17 protein-coding genes are annotated in these 15826 nt (G+C 56.5%); 8 read left to right on the forward strand and 9 right to left on the reverse strand.

All coding sequences use genetic code 11. The annotated features are described in order from the left end of the window. The first annotated feature begins 80 nt into the window (after positions 1-80). Both LH86_RS15110 and LH86_RS15115 read left to right on the forward strand, forming a co-directional pair. Complete coding sequence (locus LH86_RS15110) at positions 81-983, forward strand: alpha/beta hydrolase (protein ID WP_039302912.1); 903 nt, start codon at positions 81-83, stop codon at positions 981-983. A gap of 148 nt (positions 984-1131) precedes the next feature. After that, complete coding sequence (locus LH86_RS15115; RefSeq protein WP_039293162.1) at positions 1132-1389, forward strand: MafI family immunity protein; 258 nt, start codon at positions 1132-1134, stop codon at positions 1387-1389. Between the two features lie 45 nt (positions 1390-1434). Here LH86_RS15115 and LH86_RS15120 read toward each other — a convergent pair whose 3' ends face one another. The 3 genes from LH86_RS15120 to ftrA all read right to left on the reverse strand — a co-directional run bounded on the left by LH86_RS15120 (position 1435) and on the right by ftrA (position 3208). After that, positions 1435-1794 (reverse strand): RcnB family protein, encoded by a 360-nt coding sequence (locus tag LH86_RS15120; RefSeq protein ID WP_008459111.1) that lies wholly within the window; start codon positions 1792-1794, stop codon positions 1435-1437. Positions 1795-1986: 192 nt separating this feature from the next. Continuing rightward, positions 1987-2082 carry a protein MgtS gene (mgtS, locus tag LH86_RS22605; protein ID WP_039302915.1) on the reverse strand — a complete coding sequence of 32 codons (96 nt, stop codon included), beginning with the start codon at positions 2080-2082 and terminating at the stop codon, positions 1987-1989. Positions 2083-2203: 121 nt separating this feature from the next. Further along, entirely contained in the window at positions 2204-3208 is a 1005-nt protein-coding gene (gene ftrA / locus LH86_RS15130) for a transcriptional regulator FtrA (protein WP_156107029.1), read from the reverse strand. A 65-nt stretch (positions 3209-3273) separates the two neighbouring features. Between ftrA and LH86_RS15135 the strand changes: the two genes are divergently transcribed. After that, complete coding sequence (locus LH86_RS15135) at positions 3274-3663, forward strand: rhodanese-like domain-containing protein (protein WP_039302917.1); 390 nt, start codon at positions 3274-3276, stop codon at positions 3661-3663. On the opposite strand, the gene LH86_RS15140 is transcribed toward LH86_RS15135, so the two are convergent. Beyond that, entirely contained in the window at positions 3660-4403 is a 744-nt protein-coding gene (locus tag LH86_RS15140) for a sulfite exporter TauE/SafE family protein (protein WP_039302920.1), read from the reverse strand. The genes LH86_RS15135 and LH86_RS15140 overlap by 4 nt on opposite strands. Next, positions 4396-4755 (reverse strand): antibiotic biosynthesis monooxygenase family protein, encoded by a 360-nt coding sequence (locus LH86_RS15145; RefSeq protein ID WP_039302923.1) that lies wholly within the window; start codon positions 4753-4755, stop codon positions 4396-4398. The genes LH86_RS15140 and LH86_RS15145 overlap by 8 nt, the downstream gene beginning before the upstream one ends. Before the next feature lie 75 nt (positions 4756-4830). Here LH86_RS15145 and LH86_RS15150 point away from each other — a divergent pair, with 75 nt between their 5' ends. Further along, positions 4831-5511, forward strand: a complete 681-nt coding sequence (locus tag LH86_RS15150; protein ID WP_039302926.1) for an ArsR/SmtB family transcription factor — start codon at positions 4831-4833, stop codon at positions 5509-5511. 159 nt (positions 5512-5670) lie between these two features. Here the strand turns inward: LH86_RS15150 and nifJ are convergent, their stop codons facing one another. Continuing rightward, positions 5671-9204 carry a pyruvate:ferredoxin (flavodoxin) oxidoreductase gene (gene nifJ / locus LH86_RS15155; protein WP_039302928.1) on the reverse strand — a complete coding sequence of 1178 codons (3534 nt, stop codon included), beginning with the start codon at positions 9202-9204 and terminating at the stop codon, positions 5671-5673. A 335-nt stretch (positions 9205-9539) separates the two neighbouring features. On the opposite strand from nifJ, the gene LH86_RS15160 reads away from it, so the two are divergent. Further along, complete coding sequence (locus LH86_RS15160) at positions 9540-9806, forward strand: DUF333 domain-containing protein (protein ID WP_008461385.1); 267 nt, start codon at positions 9540-9542, stop codon at positions 9804-9806. Here the strand turns inward: LH86_RS15160 and hslJ are convergent, their stop codons facing one another. After that, a complete protein-coding gene (gene hslJ / locus LH86_RS15165; RefSeq protein ID WP_039302931.1) occupies positions 9807-10238 on the reverse strand; it encodes a heat shock protein HslJ in 432 nt (143 codons plus the stop codon). 120 nt (positions 10239-10358) lie between these two features. Continuing rightward, on the reverse strand, positions 10359-11348 hold the full coding sequence (locus LH86_RS15170; RefSeq protein ID WP_039302935.1) for a 2-hydroxyacid dehydrogenase: 990 nt from the start codon (positions 11346-11348) through the stop codon (positions 10359-10361). A gap of 212 nt (positions 11349-11560) precedes the next feature. Here LH86_RS15170 and LH86_RS15175 point away from each other — a divergent pair, with 212 nt between their 5' ends. From LH86_RS15175 to LH86_RS15185, 3 genes are read left to right on the forward strand one after another with little or no spacing between them, the layout of a single operon-like run. Continuing rightward, positions 11561-14206: a YdbH family protein gene (locus LH86_RS15175; protein ID WP_039302938.1), complete on the forward strand. Its 2646-nt coding sequence runs from the start codon at positions 11561-11563 to the stop codon at positions 14204-14206. Then, a complete protein-coding gene (locus LH86_RS15180) occupies positions 14203-14394 on the forward strand; it encodes a YnbE family lipoprotein (protein WP_039302942.1) in 192 nt (63 codons plus the stop codon). The genes LH86_RS15175 and LH86_RS15180 overlap by 4 nt, the downstream gene beginning before the upstream one ends. Before the next feature lie 14 nt (positions 14395-14408). Beyond that, positions 14409-14732, forward strand: coding sequence for a YdbL family protein (locus LH86_RS15185; protein WP_039302944.1), 324 nt, complete (start codon positions 14409-14411; stop codon positions 14730-14732). Between the two features lie 98 nt (positions 14733-14830). Here LH86_RS15185 and feaR read toward each other — a convergent pair whose 3' ends face one another. Further along, positions 14831-15745, reverse strand: coding sequence for a transcriptional regulator FeaR (feaR, locus tag LH86_RS15190; RefSeq protein ID WP_039302946.1), 915 nt, complete (start codon positions 15743-15745; stop codon positions 14831-14833). Between the last annotated feature and the right edge of the window lie 81 nt (positions 15746-15826).

The following is a 15826-nucleotide window of genomic DNA, read 5'->3' on the forward strand; positions in this document are numbered from 1 at the left end:
TTACGTATTGCTGGTTTAGAATATGACTTTAGACACACTCTTTTGGCATAGTGATTAACCTGTATTCTCAGGAGCTTACTATGGATCGTCGCCATTTTATTACCTGTGTTACCGCCGGACTGCTCGTGGCTAAAGCGGGCGTTTCTTTTGCTGCATCAGGGGTGAAGCGTTCGGTTATTCCGTTGTGGAAAGGTACGCCTCCCGGCGGCGGTGGGCCGACAGGGAGTATTCAGACGTCGGCGCGCGGGGCGCAGAGCAATATTGCGCTCCCGATTCTGACCGTGATTGAACCCGAGTCACCTAATGGCCAGGCCGTGCTGGTGGCTGCGGGTGGGGGCTATAAGCGCATTGAAATGGGTTCAGAAGCGTGGCCTGCGGCAGAATGGCTGGTAGCGCGGGGGTACACCGCGTATGTGCTGAGCTACCGTTTGCCGTCGGAAGGATGGGCGGACGGCAATCTGGTTGCTTTGCAGGACGCGCAGCGCGCGTTAAGAATTGTGCGCGATCGGGAACATAACGTCAGCGTGCTGGGCTTTTCCGCCGGTGGGCATTTGCTTGGCCTGGCCGCCACGCGCCCTGATTACCGTTCGTATCCAAAGCAGGATCGTTTAGACGATAAACCCGCCTTTGCCGATCGGGCGGCGTTAATTTATCCGGTTATTACGCTGGAGAAGCCGTACGAACATACTTCCACGCATAAAGTTCTGGTCGGGAAGGATGCTTCTTCTGCCGAGAACGCCACCTGGTCCGTGCAGAATTATGTCACCCCGCATTCGCCACCGTTTTTCCTGGTCCAGGCCGAAGACGACCCGGTTTCCGACCCGCAGAATACGTTGATTATGGCCGCGGCCTGCGAGCAGCAGCATGTCCCGGTTGAAATGCATCGCTACAGTAGCGGTGGTCACGGTTTTGGCATGGGCAAACCTGGCACACCGACCGTGAAATGGCCCGAGCATTACGCGAAATGGTTGGCGAAAAGTTAGTGCTGGATCGGTATTTAAAATAAGTATTACGTCGCCCCCTCAAGAAATTTCCCCGCAATCCGATATCCATAGGGATGTATTTCGGCAGGATGCCGTTTCCCATTCCCAATGATGGCACGCAAATAACAATTAACTTTACGTGGTCAATATGGATATCAACGAGAAAATCAAAACCTTTGGTGAGGCTCTTAAAAACCGGCTCGATTCGTCACTCATTGACTTCGCGCTGGAATATATCGACTTCTCAGAAAATGTACTGGCTTTTGAAACGCTATGTGGACATATCGCAAATTATCAGGTGCGTATTAGCCCTGATGAGTACAGGCAGGTATTGGATATTGCGGGGCTACTGGAGATCGATAATCAATATGCTGAAATCGATCCCCTGAGAAATTTATTAAATTAAACCCTTTCGGTGTTAGGGATATCCGGCCTCAGGGTTGGATTATCCTTAATGCTGATAAAATATATCGCCAGCCATTGCCTGAAGGATTTTTCCTTCGGCGTCGGTAATTAAGACATAATTGCCACCCATGTAGGTCCAGTGGCTACCGGCCTGTGGCGCAGGGAGATGGCGAAGCTGCCAGCTTTTGATGTTATAGGGTTCGGTCCGGTAGATGTCGGGCGCAATGTCGCCGATCTTGTACATTTTGAAATCTGAGGAGAATTCTTTCAGTTCATAGGACTGTGCCGACGTGCCCGGGGCCGTCGCTTTTAGCTGCTTATCCCCTGAATAGGCAAAGGCCAGAGAGGGCAGCGCGCCCGCGAGCCATACCGCTGTTAATACCGCTACTTTTGTTGACTTGCGCATAAATTCTCCAGAGTGAATCCAGTCTGCTTTTGTTGATTCCGTATAGGAAGACAACAAATTGTGCCGATTTACTCATTACGCGCTGTATTTTTTTGTTAGCAAATCCTCCACCGCGGTGGCGCAGAAATGAAAACGCCTCCCGGAAATTTTATTTCGCGAGAGGCGTCGTAGGTGGGGGAAGGTCACCGTTCATTAGTCATCCCATTTGTGGCTAAACCAGGCGGCAAGAAAACCGGAAAATAAGATGAATCCCAGTACTGCCATAAATACGTTAATGTTCCCTAACATAGTTAATCCTCCAGGTTACTGCATTTCTATAGAAATACCTCGCGTGATAAAAAAGGGTTTACTCAGATGAGTGGAGCTATCATACCGTACACAACTTAAACAATCCCTAACCGCTGGTAAATTATTCGTTTTGTGAAGTAAATGAGTTTCTGTATGTGCCGGGTGACGTCCGAAGATGTTTCCGGAAATGATGGCGCAGCGTCGCCGCCGAGCCAAATCCCGTCCGTTCGGCAATATGTTCTATCGGCAGCGTGCTGTTTTCCAGCAGTTCCCGGCAGCGTTTAAGGCGGGTTTGCAGCAGCCACGCGGCGGGCGTGATGCCCGTCGCGGCTTCGAAGCGGCGTAAAAAAGTCCTCGGGCTCATGCCGACATAGGCGGCCAGGCTTGCCACGGAGTGCCGCTCGCTTAAATGGCGCTGCAGGTGATCAAACAGCGGCGCAAATCGCTCGCCTTCGTACTCGACCGGAACGGCCTGTTCAATAAACTGCGCCTGGCCGCCCTCGCGATGAGGCTGCACGACTAAGCGCCGGGCAACGCTGTTGGCTGCAGCGGCACCAAAATCCCGGCGTACCAGATGCAGGCCGAGGTCGATGCCCGCCGCGCTGCCCGCCGAGGTCAAAATATTCCCGTTATCCAGATAAAGCACGTCCGGGATCACTTCGATCTTCGGATAACGCGCCTGCAGCGCTTCGGTATAGCGCCAGTGGGTGGTTGCCCGCTGGCCATCAAGCAAGCCTGTTGCCGCCAGCACAAACACGCCGGAGCAAATGGACATCAGGCGTGCGCCACCCGCATGTGCCGCCCGCAATGCCGCAATAAGTGATTCCGGTACGGGCTCATTGATGCCGCGCCAGCCAGGAACAACAATCAAACTGGCTTCAGCCAGCAAATCCAGCCCGCCATCCACCGCCAGACGAATACCGCCCATCGCCCGCAGCTCACCGGGCTCAATACCGGCGACGGCAAAGCGGTACCAGCTCTCGCCCAGTTCGGGGCGCGGCAGGCCGAAAATTTCTACGGCCACGCCGAACTCGAACGTGCAAAGGCCGTCGTAAGCCAGCGCGACAACGAGAGGGTTTTTAGGCAAGGCGAATGATTTTGTCATGATATTTACGCTAATCGTCATTCGTGCCAGCTGTCAAGCCTCCGTCGCGGCGTCAGAATCAAAGCACACATCAAAAGGAGATAAACATGAGCTACGTGACTGATTACCCTGCGGCTGCCCCAGAAACTGTCGCCGCCCATTACTTGCAAAAACTGTCGCTTGAAACTGACTGTGCCGACGTCAACGCGGCGATCCAGAGCGGCGATCTTGATTTTGTGCTGCTGCACGTGGTGGGGTCCGATGAAACATTTGCCCGGCGGCATCTGCCGGGGGCTATTCATTTGCCACACAGATTCATCACAGAATCCCGCATGGCCGAATGGCCCGACGACACGCTGTTTGTGGTGTACTGCGCCGGGCCGCACTGCAACGGTGCCGACCGGGCGGCCCTGAAACTGGCGCAAATCGGCAGGCGAGTGAAAGTGATGCCCGGCGGCATCACTGGCTGGGAAGATGAAGGTCTGCCTTTCGCCTAAATCAGCGCGCGGAGCACCATATCACCGCCAAGCAGAACGAGGCAGATCAGGAAGCCGCGCTTAAAGGCTAATGGGCTGATGCGTTTGCGAATACGCTGGCCCGCAAACAGGCCGATAAGCGCGGCGATAACCGCCATAACCGACGTGCTGATGGCGATTTCCTGCAGCGCGCCGTGCCACCAAAGCCCGGCGGCGAGTGCAAGTGTCGAGAAGGTAAAAGACAGCCCGAGCGCCTGCACCAGTTCATCGCGCTCAAGCCCCAGAGACTGAATATAGGGCACGGCGGGGATCACAAACACGCCCGTTCCGCCGGTCAACAAACCGGTGAGAAAACCGATCAGCGGCGAAAGCCAGCGTTCGTGGCTGGCGGGAACATGCAGTGGCCTGGCAAACAACGTCCATAACGCATAAACGATCAGGGCAATGCCCAGAGCAACGGTCGTTGCGTGACTGCTGCCCGAAGCCAACAGGTTACTGCTGCCCAGGGTACCCAGCACAATGGTAAGCATCATCGGCCACAGGCGTTTTAGCAATGCAGCCAGGTTGCCCCCTTCATAAAGCTGAAAGATATTGGTCAGAAAAGAGGGTAAAAGCAGCATGCCAGCGGCTGCGACCGGAGAGATCAGTGATCCTAAAATCCCCATCGCGACGGTAGGTAACCCCATCCCCGTGACGCCCTTGACGGTGCCAGCAAGCACAAAAGTAGCGGCAATGGCAAGACTCAGGCTGAGATCATTCATGCGTGTTTTCCTTATGTGCGCTGCGGCTGTCCTGCGGAGCCTGTTCGCGATCAAACATACCGTAATCCCGGATCACGCCTGCCACCCTGAGCCGGTAATCGTTGAAGACCGAGTGACGCCCCTGATGCTGAACACTGCGGTGTAATTCCTGATTGCGCCATTGCTGCACGGCGGCCTCATCGCGCCAGAACGAAAGCGACAGGATTTTTCCCGGTTCGCTAAGACTTTGAAAACGTTCAATGGAAATAAACCCATCAATATCGGTAAGCAGGGGTTTTAACTCTGCCGCCAGTTCAAGATAGCGGCTATAGTGTTCTTCTGCAGGCAGGACTTCAAAGATTACGGCGATCATCAGGTGGCTCCTTATTGTTCTGTCGTGCTAACCCTAATCCATCGTCAGACAGGACGCTTCGCTGAGCATCGAAATATGGAAACAGATTTTCTAGAAACCCGGCTTGCCGCCGTTGCCGCCGCCATTGCGGACAAAACCCGGGCCAGCATGCTGTGCGCGTTAATGGATGGCCGGGCCTGGACGGCAACCGAACTGAGCATCATGGCTAATGTGGCACCATCCACGGCCAGCAGCCATCTGGCAAAGTTAATGGAGCAGTCGCTGATTGCCTGCGTGCAGCAGGGGCGACACCGTTACTACCGGCTTTACAGCAGCCAAATTGCCGGGGCGCTGGAAGGATTAATGGGTTTAGTAGGCCGCGATGACGCCGCAATGCGCACCAAAACCCCCGGCAATCTTCGCTACGCCAGAACCTGCTACGACCATATGGCAGGGGAAATCGCCGTGGCGCTGCACGATGCATTATTTCGCCTGAGCTGGCTGGAAGGGGAAGAGTATTCCGTGACTGCCCTCGGTAAAGAACAATTTCAGCTCCTGGGCGTAAACGTAGAAAACGGGGCCTCGCGCCGTCGTTATGCCTGCGGCTGTCTGGACTGGAGCGAAAGACGCGAGCACCTGGGCGGGCAGTTAGGCAAATCGTTGCTGCACACCTGCGAGCAAAAAGGGTGGATGCGGCGGGATCTGGTCAGCCGTGAGCTGCACGTGTCCGAAAGCGGCAAACGCAAGCTGGCGGGGCTATTTGGAGTGGTATTTTAGAGAGAGAACTGAGGTGATTTAAGCTGTAACCACTGGATATCTCCTTCAACTCAGGTGGCCCCTCTCCCTAAAAGAGAGAGGGGATAAAAAATGCTCCACTGTTTGTTTTCGCCCTCTCCCTTCTCAGGGAGAGGGCCGGGGTGAGGGTGACTCTCCCGATTACTCGCTAACCTTTTCCGCTTTACCCGCCAGCTGTGCCAGGAAGTCATACCGCTTCTGCAAATCGGCGGCGGCGTCTTTCCACAGCTGCTCGGCGACTTCCGGCTGCTGGGCGTTCAGGCGGCGGAAACGTTGCTCCTTCATTAGCGTATCGGCCAGTGCATCTGACGGTGGACGGGAATCCAGCGCCAGCGGCACTTTGCCTTCGTCCGCGCGGCGCGGGTCGAAGCGATAGAGCGGCCAGAAGCCGGTGGCGGTCAGCTGGCGCATCTGATCGTGGCTCAGCGCCAGATCGTAACCGTGCTCTTCGCAAGGGCTGTAGGCGATGATCAGCGACGGGCCAGGATAGGCCTCCGCCTCCTGAATGGCCTTCATCGTCTGGTTAAGCTGTGCCCCCAGCGAAATCTGCGCGACGTAAACATGGCCGTACATCATCATGCTGACGCCCAGGTCTTTACGTGCTTTACGCTTGCCGTGCTCGCCAAACTTGGTGACGGCGCCCAGCGGCGTGGCTTTAGACGCCTGGCCGCCGGTATTGGAGTAACACTGCGTATCCAGCACCAGAATATTGACGTTTTCGGTCAGGCTCAGTACGTGGTCGAGGCCGCCGAAACCGATGTCATAGGCCCAGCCGTCACCGCCAATCAGCCAGATAGATTTCTCCACCAGCGCGTCGGCATCGGTCACCAGTTGACGGGCATCGGCATCGGCATCGTCAATGTCCGCCAGATGTTTACGCAGCTCGGCAACCTGTTCGCGGCGAACTTCTGGCGTCGCTTCCGCGTGAAGCTGCTCATTAAGCTCGGCTGGAAGTTTATCGGCAAACTGTCCCAGTAAACGCATGACGCGGGCGCGGTGCTGATCCACCGTCAGGCGGAAGCCCAGTCCAAATTCGGCGTTATCCTCAAACAGCGAGTTGGCCCAGGCTGGCCCGCGGCCGTTAGCGTCGGTGGTGTACGGCGTGGACGGCAGGTTACCGCCGTAAATAGACGAACAGCCGGTGGCGTTAGCAATCAGCATGCGGTCGCCGAACAGTTGGGTGAGGATTTTAATGTACGGCGTTTCGCCGCAGCCGGAGCAGGCCCCGGAGTACTCAAACAGCGGCGTTAACAGCTGCGAAGTACGGATGTCGATACGCTCCAGGCTGGTGCGATCGATTTCCGGCAGATTGAGGAAGAAGTCATAGTTCTCTTTCTCTTCTTCAACGTGTTCAAGGCGAGACAGCATATTAATCGCCTTGATTTCCGGGTTCTGGCGATCTTTAGCCGGGCAGACTTCTACGCAGAGATTACAGCCGGTGCAATCCTCAGGTGCCACCTGCAGCACGTATTTCTGGCCGCGCATATCCCGGGACTTCACGTCCAGCGACTGCAGGGCTTCCGGGGCGCCTTCCATTGCCTCAGGCTGAACCACTTTGGCACGAATAGCCGAATGCGGGCAGGCGGCAACGCAGTGGTTGCACTGGGTGCAAATGTCCGGCTTCCAGATAGGAATTTCTTCGGCGATGTTGCGTTTTTCCCAGCGGGTGGTGCCCATCGGCCAGGTTCCGTCCGGCGGCAAAGCGGAAACCGGAAGGGCATCGCCGAGGCCAGCGAGCATCGCGGCGGTGACGGTTTTCACAAAATCAGGTGCAGCGTCGGAGACGACCGGCGGACGCATCGTACTTGCCGGGTTAACGTCCTGCAGAGGCACTTCGGCGAGGGAGTCACGAGCCAGCGCCAGCGCCTGCCAGTTGCGCTCGACGATTTCCGTCCCTTTGCTGCTGTAGCTTTTGGCAATCGCGCCCTGCAGCTCTGCCAGCGCGGTGTCGCCAGGCAGGACCTGCGTCAGGTGGAAGAACGCCATCTGCATCACGGTGTTGATCCGGGCACCCAGATGACATTCACGGGCGATCTTCGCCGCATTAATGACGTACAGGCGAGCCTGTTTCTGGTTGAGCACCGCCTGAACTTCCTGCGGCAGGCGGCTCCACACCTCGTCGGCGGCGTAAGGCGTGTTCAGCAGGAAAATACCGCCGGGCTTCAGGCGCTCAGCCATCTGGTACTTGTCGATAAACTGCAGCTGGTGACAGCCAACAAAATCGGCTTTCTCGATCAGGTAGGTGGAGTTGATCGGCTGCTCGCTCACGCGCAGGTGAGAAACCGTCAGCCCTCCAGCTTTTTTAGAGTCATAAACGAAATAACCCTGGGTAAACCACGGCGTGGAGTTACCGATAATTTTGATATTGTTTTTGGTCGCAGAAACACTGCCGTCGCTGCCCAGACCATAAAACAGCGCTTCGAGTTTGGCGCGGTTCGGCAGGGTGTTTTCCGGCAGCGGCAGCGACAGGTTGGTCACGTCGTCGTAAATGCCCACGGTAAAGCGCGGGCGCGGTTTGGCTTCGCGTAGCTCGTTGAAAATAGCCAGGACGCATTCCGGGCCAAACTCTTTGGATGACAGCCCGTAGCGGCCCCCAATCACGCGAGGCAGCGTTTCGCGATCGCCGCGGCTCACGGCTTCGGCAAGCGCGGTCATCACGTCGAGATACAGTGGTTCGGCAAGGGCGCCCGGCTCTTTGGTACGGTCAAGCACCGCCACCTGGCGCGCGGTTTGCGGCAGAACTTCCAGCAAGTGTTCGGCGGAGAAGGGGCGGTACAGACGAACTTTCAGCACGCCGACTTTTTCGCCGCGGGTCAGCAATTCATCGACAACTTCTTCGCAGGTGCCGACGGCGGAGCCCATCACGATGATCACGCGGTCCGCTTCCGGGTGGCCGTAATACTCAAACGGACGATAGCTGCGGCCGGTGGTGGCGGCAAAGTCGTTCATCGCCTGTTCAACGTGCGCGTAAACCGCGTTGTACCACGGATTGGTCGCTTCTCGGGACTGGAAGTAAGTGTCCGGGTTGGCCGACGTGCCGCGAATCACCGGGTGTTCCGGGTTCAGGGCGCGGGCGCGATGCTCATCGATCTCTTTTTGCGGCAGCAGGCTGCGAAGGGTATCGTCCGCCAGCGGCACAATTTTGTTGATTTCGTGCGAGGTGCGGAAGCCGTCGAAGAAGTGAATAAACGGCACGCGGCTTTTCAGGGTCGCAATATGGGAAATCAGCGCGAAGTCTTGCGCCTCCTGGACGCTGCTGGCGCATAGCATCGCGCAGCCGGTCTGGCGTACGGCCATCACGTCGGAATGATCGCCAAAAATGGAAAGTGCATGGGTGGCCACGGTGCGCGCGGCAACGTGGAGAACAAATGGCGTCAGCTGGCCTGCAAGCTTGTACAGCGTCGGGATCATTAGCAGTAAGCCCTGCGATGACGTAAACGATGTGGAAAGCGCCCCGGTTTGCAGCGCGCCGTGCACCGCCCCAATCGCGCCTGCTTCTGACTGCATCTCGACTACGCGAGGAACATCTCCCCACACGTTCTTCCTGCCGTCACCGGACCAGGCATCCGCCTGTTCTGCCATTGTCGAGCTGGGAGTAATGGGGTAGATGGCAATTACTTCGCTGGCACGAAACGCCACGGAGGCGACTGCGCCGTTGCCGTCGATAGTGATCATAAGACACCCTTACATTGCGCAAAATAAAGGGACTCGTCTGAAAACCTGGAGCCCCGTTGTAATTCCTCAATTATAGTGTGTCCACCTTAGGCATTAGAAGTTATGGGCCTGCCGAGTGCACAAATTGATCCACGATTAACAGTGAAATAACCTGGTCACGCACTGCGCTGAATCATAAAGGGAATTAAAGACGCTCAGAAAACTCCGATGTTTTGGCTTGAAAGGTGATCTTTGCCACAAAAAACAACACATTTTATTGCTTTGTGGACTCGACGCAGCAGGAGCCATGCGCCATTATGCAAAGGTTTTGCATATTCAGACGGGAGAGAGAAGCCATGCGCGCTGCGTTTTTAGCCGGTTGTGCCGCACTGTTATTATCAGCTTGCAGTAATGAACCCCCTCAACAGGCCACTGCGGCCCACGTACCGCCAGGGCTCAGGGCGGCAATGTCCAGCCAGGGCGAAGCGAACTGTGCGATGATTGGCGGCACCATGAGCGTGGCGCGTCAGCTGGATGGCAGCGCGATTGGCATGTGTGCCATGCCGAACGGCAAGCGCTGTAACGAAAACTCGCTTGCCGCTGGCACCTGTGGAAGCTACTGATTAATTAACGAGATCGGCCAGTTTGTACGTCAGCGTATGCTGGCCGCTCTTCAGCACCAGCTGCTGGTTAGCCAGAGAAACCTTGGCTCCGCTGGTCAGCATGTCATTAATGCGGTGATCCAGGTCGTTCAGCTGCGGCTCAACGCAAAGCATCATCGTCATGCCCAGGCCTTTCACCTTCAGCGTATTGTTCTCGAGTGTTGCCTGGCCCATAAAGCGATTACACATCGCGCCAGAAATATGCATGTTCTCACCGAAGCTAAGCTCAGGCGCGCGCTTGCTGTTTTTCACGTCCAGAGGTTTACCGTCCACGCTCTCCAGCACAAAGCGGTGGTGCTGCAAATCTTGTGCAGTCACGCTGCCTTTATCCGCCGGCTGGGCACAGCCCGCCAGCACAACGCTTGCCAGCATCAGTGAAGCAAACTTTTTCATCTCTTCTCCCTAAGGTTTATGTGTCATCAATGAAAGCGCGCCACTTTCGCAGGATGTGGCGCATGAATCAGTAAGGATATTCTTAAAATTAGCCCGCCCCTGCGAGAGACGGGCGGAAAATCAATTCAACTGGTTCGGGCAAGGCTCGCCTTTTTCCAGCTGACGAAGGTTCTCAAGCGTCGTCTCAGAAATGCTGGTCAGCGCCTCCGCCGTCAGGAATGCCTGGTGACCGGTGAACAGCACGTTGTGGCAGGCTGAAAGGCGGCGGAACACGTCGTCCTGAATCACGTCGTTAGACTTATCTTCAAAGAACAGATCTCGTTCGTTCTCGTACACATCCATGCCCAGCGCGCCGATTTTCTGGTGCTTGAGGGCGTCGATTGCGGCCTGGGAATCAATCAGCCCGCCGCGGCTGGTATTAATCACCATCACGCCGTCTTTCATTTGATCAAAGGCGGTCTGGTTCAGCAGGTGGTAGTTTTCCGGGGTGAGCGGGCAGTGCAGGGAAATAATGTCGGACTGCGCAAACAGCGTTTCGAGATCGACATATTCCACGCCTAAATCCAGCGCCGCTGCGCTCGGATACGGATCAAACGCCAGCAGACGCAGGCCAAACCCTTTCAGGATACGCAGCGCGGCAATGCCGATTTTCCCGGTGCCGATCACGCCTGCCGTTTTGCCGTACATGGTGAAGCCGGTTAAGCCTTCCAACGAGAAGTTGGCGTCACGCGTGCGCTGGTAGGCGCGATGAATGCGACGATTAAGGCACATCATCATCCCGATAGCGTGTTCGGCCACGGCTTCCGGCGAATAAGCGGGAACGCGAACCACCGGCATGCCAAGCTCTTTCGCTGCGTCTAAATCGACGTTGTTAAAGCCGGCACAGCGCAGCGCGATAAACTTAACGCCATGTTTTTTTAGCTCTTCCAGCACCGGGCGACTACCATCATCATTAACGAAAATACACACGCCGTCGCAGCCGTTGGCGGTTTTGGCCGTTTTTTCGCTTAGCAGGAAGTCAAAAAATTCAAGATCAAAGCCATATTCCTGGTTAACCTGCTCCAGATACTTTTTGTCGTACTGTTTTGTGCTATAAACCGCAAGTTTCATAAGACTTATCTCCAGAAAGGGTTGGTTCCAAAACTATCATGCTTAAAATAATCATACAATTTATAAACTGAAATTTTAACGGCAGGTGACTATTTCACTTTCCGGGCAGGCTATGCTTACTACAGCCGCCGCCTTCACGCCCGGCCTGAATCGTGCCAGAATAATGACATATTTCGGCTTAAATTGTCGCTGAATCAGGATATTAACCACCCATGAAGGGTAAATATAAAGCCGCGCTTGCGCTGATACTTGCATTGATTCTGCTGCCACTGTCGCTGCTGCTCACGGTGGCGTACTGGCTGCCGACGCTCGCCGGGATCTGGCTGCCACAGGGCACCCGTATTGCGCTGGAGGCCAGCCCGCGTCTACACAACGGGGCGATTATTATCCCCGATCTTCGTTATCTCGCCGGGGAGTGCGAGCTTGCGAGCCTCAAAGATGCAAGCCTCAGCCATCAGAGCCGCTGGCGGCTTCACCTCGCGGAGCTGAATCTCAACCCGGACTGCATCAGCAAGATCCCCGCCGATGATGTGGCTCCCGCCGCACCGCGCACCCTTGAAGAATGGCAGAAAATGCTGCCGAACACCTGGCTGACTATCGACCAGCTTAACGTCACGCCGTGGCTGCAGTATGCGGGCGCGCTGCATCTCTCGCTCACCCCGCAGCAGCAACAGCTGGATTATCAGGGGAAATTGCTCACGCTTTCCGCCACGCTTAAAGGGCAAAACCTGAAAATTAGCGACCTGAAAGTCGGGGCATTCGAAGGGCTTCCGCCGCTCGAGCTGGTGGGTGACTTAACGCTCCCGCTGGTGCCGGATGGCCTGCCGACGGACGGGCAAGTGGCCACGCAGGTGCAAATTCCGCAGGAGCCGGACAGACTGCACGTGGCCCTGAACTGGCACACTAATGCCGGCAACCTGACGGTGAAAAAATTATCAGGCGACGAGGCCCCGCTGCTGAGCATTCCCTGGCGCCTGAGCGAAAACACCCTTGAGATTAACGCCGGGCAGTGGCGCTGGCCTTATGAAGGTTTCCCGCTGGGTGGCGGGGTGTCGCTGAAGGTGGATAACTGGCAGAGCGGGCTGGATAACGCCATCTTCACCGGGCGGCTGAACGTGTTGACTCAGGGTGAAGCCGGGAAGGGCAACGCCGTGCTTAACATCGGCCCCGGCAAACTCAGCCTGACCGACAGCGCTTTGCCGCTGCAGCTCACCGGAGAGGCGAAGCAGGACCAGCTGATTTTCTATGCAGTGCTGCCCGGTGAACTGACGGGCGCCTTGACCGACCCGACGCTGCTGTTCCATCCGGGGGCCTTGCTGCGGTCCCGTGGCCGCCTGATTGAAACGCTGAATATTGACGATGTGCGCTGGCCGCTGGCCGGGGTGCGAGTCTCCAGTAAAGGCATCGACGGCAGGCTGCAGGCGATCTTACGTGCCCACGACAATGAAATGGGCGCTGTGGAACTGCATCTGGACGGTAAAGCCAATGACTTCCTGCCGGACGCCGGGCTGTGGCAATGGCGCTACTGGGGCAAAGGCAGCTTTACGCCGATGCAGGCGAAATGGGACGTTCGCGGCGTGGGCGAATGGCGTGACAGCGCCATTGAACTGAGTTCGCTGTCCACCGGTTTCGACAAGCTTGAATACGGCTCGATGCTGATGTCGAAGCCTCGTCTTAGCCTGGACAACCCGCTGCGCTGGGAGCGGAACGAACAAAAAGAGGTCTTCACAGGCAATTTCTCCCTGGACGCGGGGGCGACCACTTTTAGCGGCGGCAGCACCTTGCCGCCCTCGACGCTTAAATTTAGCGTGGATGGGCAAAACCCGACCGCTTTCCTGTTCAAAGGCAATTTGCACGCCGGGAAGATTGGCCCGGTGCGAGTGGTCGGGCGCTGGGACGGGGAGCGCCTGAGAGGCAACGCGTGGTGGCCAAAACAGACGCTCACCGTGTTCCAGCCGCTGCTGCCTCCTGACTGGAAAATGGATTTGAAAGGGGGCGATCTCTACGCCCAGGTGGCCTTCTCCGCGGCGGCCGGTCAGGGCTTTGAAGCCGGGGGCCACGGCGTGGTCAAAAGCGGCAGCCTGTGGATGCCGGATAACCAGATTAACGGCGTCGACTTTGTGCTGCCGTTCCGCTTTAGCGATTCAACCTGGCACTTTGGCAGGCGCAGGCCGGTCACGCTGCGTATTGCTGAAGTTCGCAACCAGATAGCGGCGCAAAACATTACCGCCGATCTGGAAGGCTGGTACCCCTGGAGCGAGCAGCAGCCGCTGCTGCTGACCAACGTCAATGCGGATGTGCTGGGCGGCAAGATCTCTATGCAGCAATTGCGGATGCCCCAGCGGGACGCGGCGCTTGTACGGCTGCAGGGGCTCTCCTCCAGCCAGCTCGTCACCGCCATCAACCCGAAACAGTTCAGTATGTCCGGGCGTTTTAACGGTGCGCTGCCGCTGTGGCTCAACCACCCACAGTGGATTATCAAAGACGGCTGGCTGACCAACCCTGGCCCAATGACGTTCCGCATGGACAAAGATATGGCGGATGCCATCGTGGACAACAACATGGCGGCTGGCGCGGCAATCAACTGGCTGCGCTATATGGAGATTTCGCGCTCCTGGACACAAATCGACCTCGACAACCTGGGCGTGGTCAGAATGCGCTCCAGCGTGACCGGCATCAGCCACGTTGAGGGCAAAACGAATACCGTCAATCTCAACTATACCCATCAGGAAAACCTGTTTACCCTGTGGCGCAGTTTGCGCTTTGGCGATAATTTACAAACCTGGCTGGAAGAGAACGCCGCGCTGCCAAAGGCTCGCTGCACCCAACCCGGCGAAGCCTGTGAGGAACCCAAATGAACTATTTTATCCCTGTGCTGCTGGCATCTGCGGCGCTGCTGCTGACAGGCTGCACGCCGCGTATTGAAGTGGCCGCCCCTAAAGAGCCGATCACCATCAATATGAACGTCAAAATCGAACACGAAATCCACATCAAAGTGGATAAAGACGTTGAAAGCCTGCTTAAAAACCGTAGCGATCTGTTCTGAGAAGGGGAACGGCGATGAACTCTATGATTAAAGGCGTGCTGCTGGCTGGCCTGTTGTTCAGCACATCCGTGATGGCGCTGACCCTGAGCGAAGCGCGTGAGCAGGGGCGAGTGGGCGAAACGCTAAGCGGCTATATTGCGCCGATAAAGCAGGATCCGGAAACGCTGGCGCTGGTGAAAAGCATTAATGAAGGCCGCGCGCAGCACTATCAGCAACTGGCAGACACCAACAATGTCTCACTCGATGATGTTGCTCGCCTGGCGGGACAGAAGCTGGTGGACAGAGCGCCTGCCGGGGAATACGTCCGCGGGCTAAACGGGCAGTGGATGAAGAAATAGCTTTGTCCTTCTCTCTCTGCGATAGGGCGTAAACAAGATTCCCCTTCGGCTGTTTTCCCCCTCTCCCTCTGGGAGAGGGCTGGGGTGAGGGTTATCTTTCAGGCAGACTGAAAACGCTTGCGGTACTCCCCCGGCGACACGCCAAACCTGCCCTTAAACGCCGTTGAAAAATGGCTGTGATCGGCAAATCCCCAGTTGTAACCAATCCCCGCCAGCTTCTCGCTATGGCTGGCCGTGCGCAATGCCTGGGCGCAGAGATCAAGCCGACGGTTTTTAATGTATTGCGCCACAACCAGGCCTTTATCGGCAAACAGGCGGTAAAGACTGCGCACTGACATCCCGGACTCGGCGGCGATCCACTCCGGTCGCAGCGTTTCAGACTGAATATGCTCATCAATCAGCGTCATAACTTTCTGCAGGTGGCGGTCGCGCTTTGAGGTCGGCAGGCTGTGCCGAATGAGCGCCGGGGCAAGCAGGCAGGCTATCGCCTCCAGCGTGGCTTCACTTTCTCCGCCGGTCAAACTGTCGCTGCCCATACTTTCGCGCAGCAAACCCTGGCTGAGGCGAACCATGGGCATATCGGCAGGGAGTCTTTGCGCACAGGGAATTTCACCCATCCGCAGGTGCTGCTCCAGCAGATGGCGGGGCAGTAACAGTGAAACCTGCTTCGCGCTGTGGGTATAGGTAAAACAGCTGGGGCGTGAGGCGTCGATAAGAGTGATATCTCCCTGGCCGAGAACGGCCTGATTTTCGCCTTGCTCCATCACGGCTTTGCCCTCCAACTGGAAGACGGTATAGAACCAGGCGTCGTTGCTTTGGGCGACTTCACGGTTTGTTCTCAGCAGACGTGCCTGGTTAATCTCCACCACGCTGAGCTTGATAGCATGGGCAAGATGCTCTCTCAGGCTGCCGTAAAATCCTTGCTCCAGCGCCGCACCTGAAAAACGACCACATGCGCGATTCACCTGGTCAAGCCATTTTTCGAATCGCTCGTTGTACTGTTTTTCTGCCATACATCCTCACTTATCGCTGCCAGAAGCCAATAACTATAGGTAAACGTGATTCAAAAAAAGAATCATCATCAACATTTGTGT

The sequence above is a fragment of the Cedecea neteri genome (genome assembly GCF_000758325.1).
GTDB classification, from domain to species: Bacteria; Pseudomonadota; Gammaproteobacteria; order Enterobacterales; family Enterobacteriaceae; genus Cedecea; species Cedecea neteri_B.

Bases quoted from the DNA above. Each gene is read 5' to 3' on its own strand.
- ftrA (WP_156107029.1), bottom strand. From the start codon at position 3,208: ATGACGATTAGCGTAAATATCATGACAAAATCATTCGCCTTGCCTAAA.
- LH86_RS15185 (WP_039302944.1), top strand. From the start codon at position 14,409: ATGAACTCTATGATTAAAGGCGTGCTGCTGGCTGGCCTGTTGTTCAGC.
- hslJ (WP_039302931.1), bottom strand. From the start codon at position 10,238: ATGAAAAAGTTTGCTTCACTGATGCTGGCAAGCGTTGTGCTGGCGGGC.
- LH86_RS15170 (WP_039302935.1), bottom strand. From the start codon at position 11,348: ATGAAACTTGCGGTTTATAGCACAAAACAGTACGACAAAAAGTATCTG.
- LH86_RS15110 (WP_039302912.1), top strand. From the start codon at position 81: ATGGATCGTCGCCATTTTATTACCTGTGTTACCGCCGGACTGCTCGTG.
- LH86_RS15175 (WP_039302938.1), top strand. From the start codon at position 11,561: ATGAAGGGTAAATATAAAGCCGCGCTTGCGCTGATACTTGCATTGATT.
- LH86_RS15180 (WP_039302942.1), top strand. From the start codon at position 14,203: ATGAACTATTTTATCCCTGTGCTGCTGGCATCTGCGGCGCTGCTGCTG.
- LH86_RS15135 (WP_039302917.1), top strand. From the start codon at position 3,274: ATGAGCTACGTGACTGATTACCCTGCGGCTGCCCCAGAAACTGTCGCC.
- LH86_RS15120 (WP_008459111.1), bottom strand. From the start codon at position 1,794: ATGCGCAAGTCAACAAAAGTAGCGGTATTAACAGCGGTATGGCTCGCG.
- LH86_RS15140 (WP_039302920.1), bottom strand. From the start codon at position 4,403: ATGAATGATCTCAGCCTGAGTCTTGCCATTGCCGCTACTTTTGTGCTT.
- nifJ (WP_039302928.1), bottom strand. From the start codon at position 9,204: ATGATCACTATCGACGGCAACGGCGCAGTCGCCTCCGTGGCGTTTCGT.
- LH86_RS15145 (WP_039302923.1), bottom strand. From the start codon at position 4,755: ATGATCGCCGTAATCTTTGAAGTCCTGCCTGCAGAAGAACACTATAGC.
- LH86_RS15160 (WP_008461385.1), top strand. From the start codon at position 9,540: ATGCGCGCTGCGTTTTTAGCCGGTTGTGCCGCACTGTTATTATCAGCT.
- mgtS (WP_039302915.1), bottom strand. From the start codon at position 2,082: ATGTTAGGGAACATTAACGTATTTATGGCAGTACTGGGATTCATCTTA.
- LH86_RS15115 (WP_039293162.1), top strand. From the start codon at position 1,132: ATGGATATCAACGAGAAAATCAAAACCTTTGGTGAGGCTCTTAAAAAC.
- LH86_RS15150 (WP_039302926.1), top strand. From the start codon at position 4,831: ATGGAAACAGATTTTCTAGAAACCCGGCTTGCCGCCGTTGCCGCCGCC.
- feaR (WP_039302946.1), bottom strand. From the start codon at position 15,745: ATGGCAGAAAAACAGTACAACGAGCGATTCGAAAAATGGCTTGACCAG.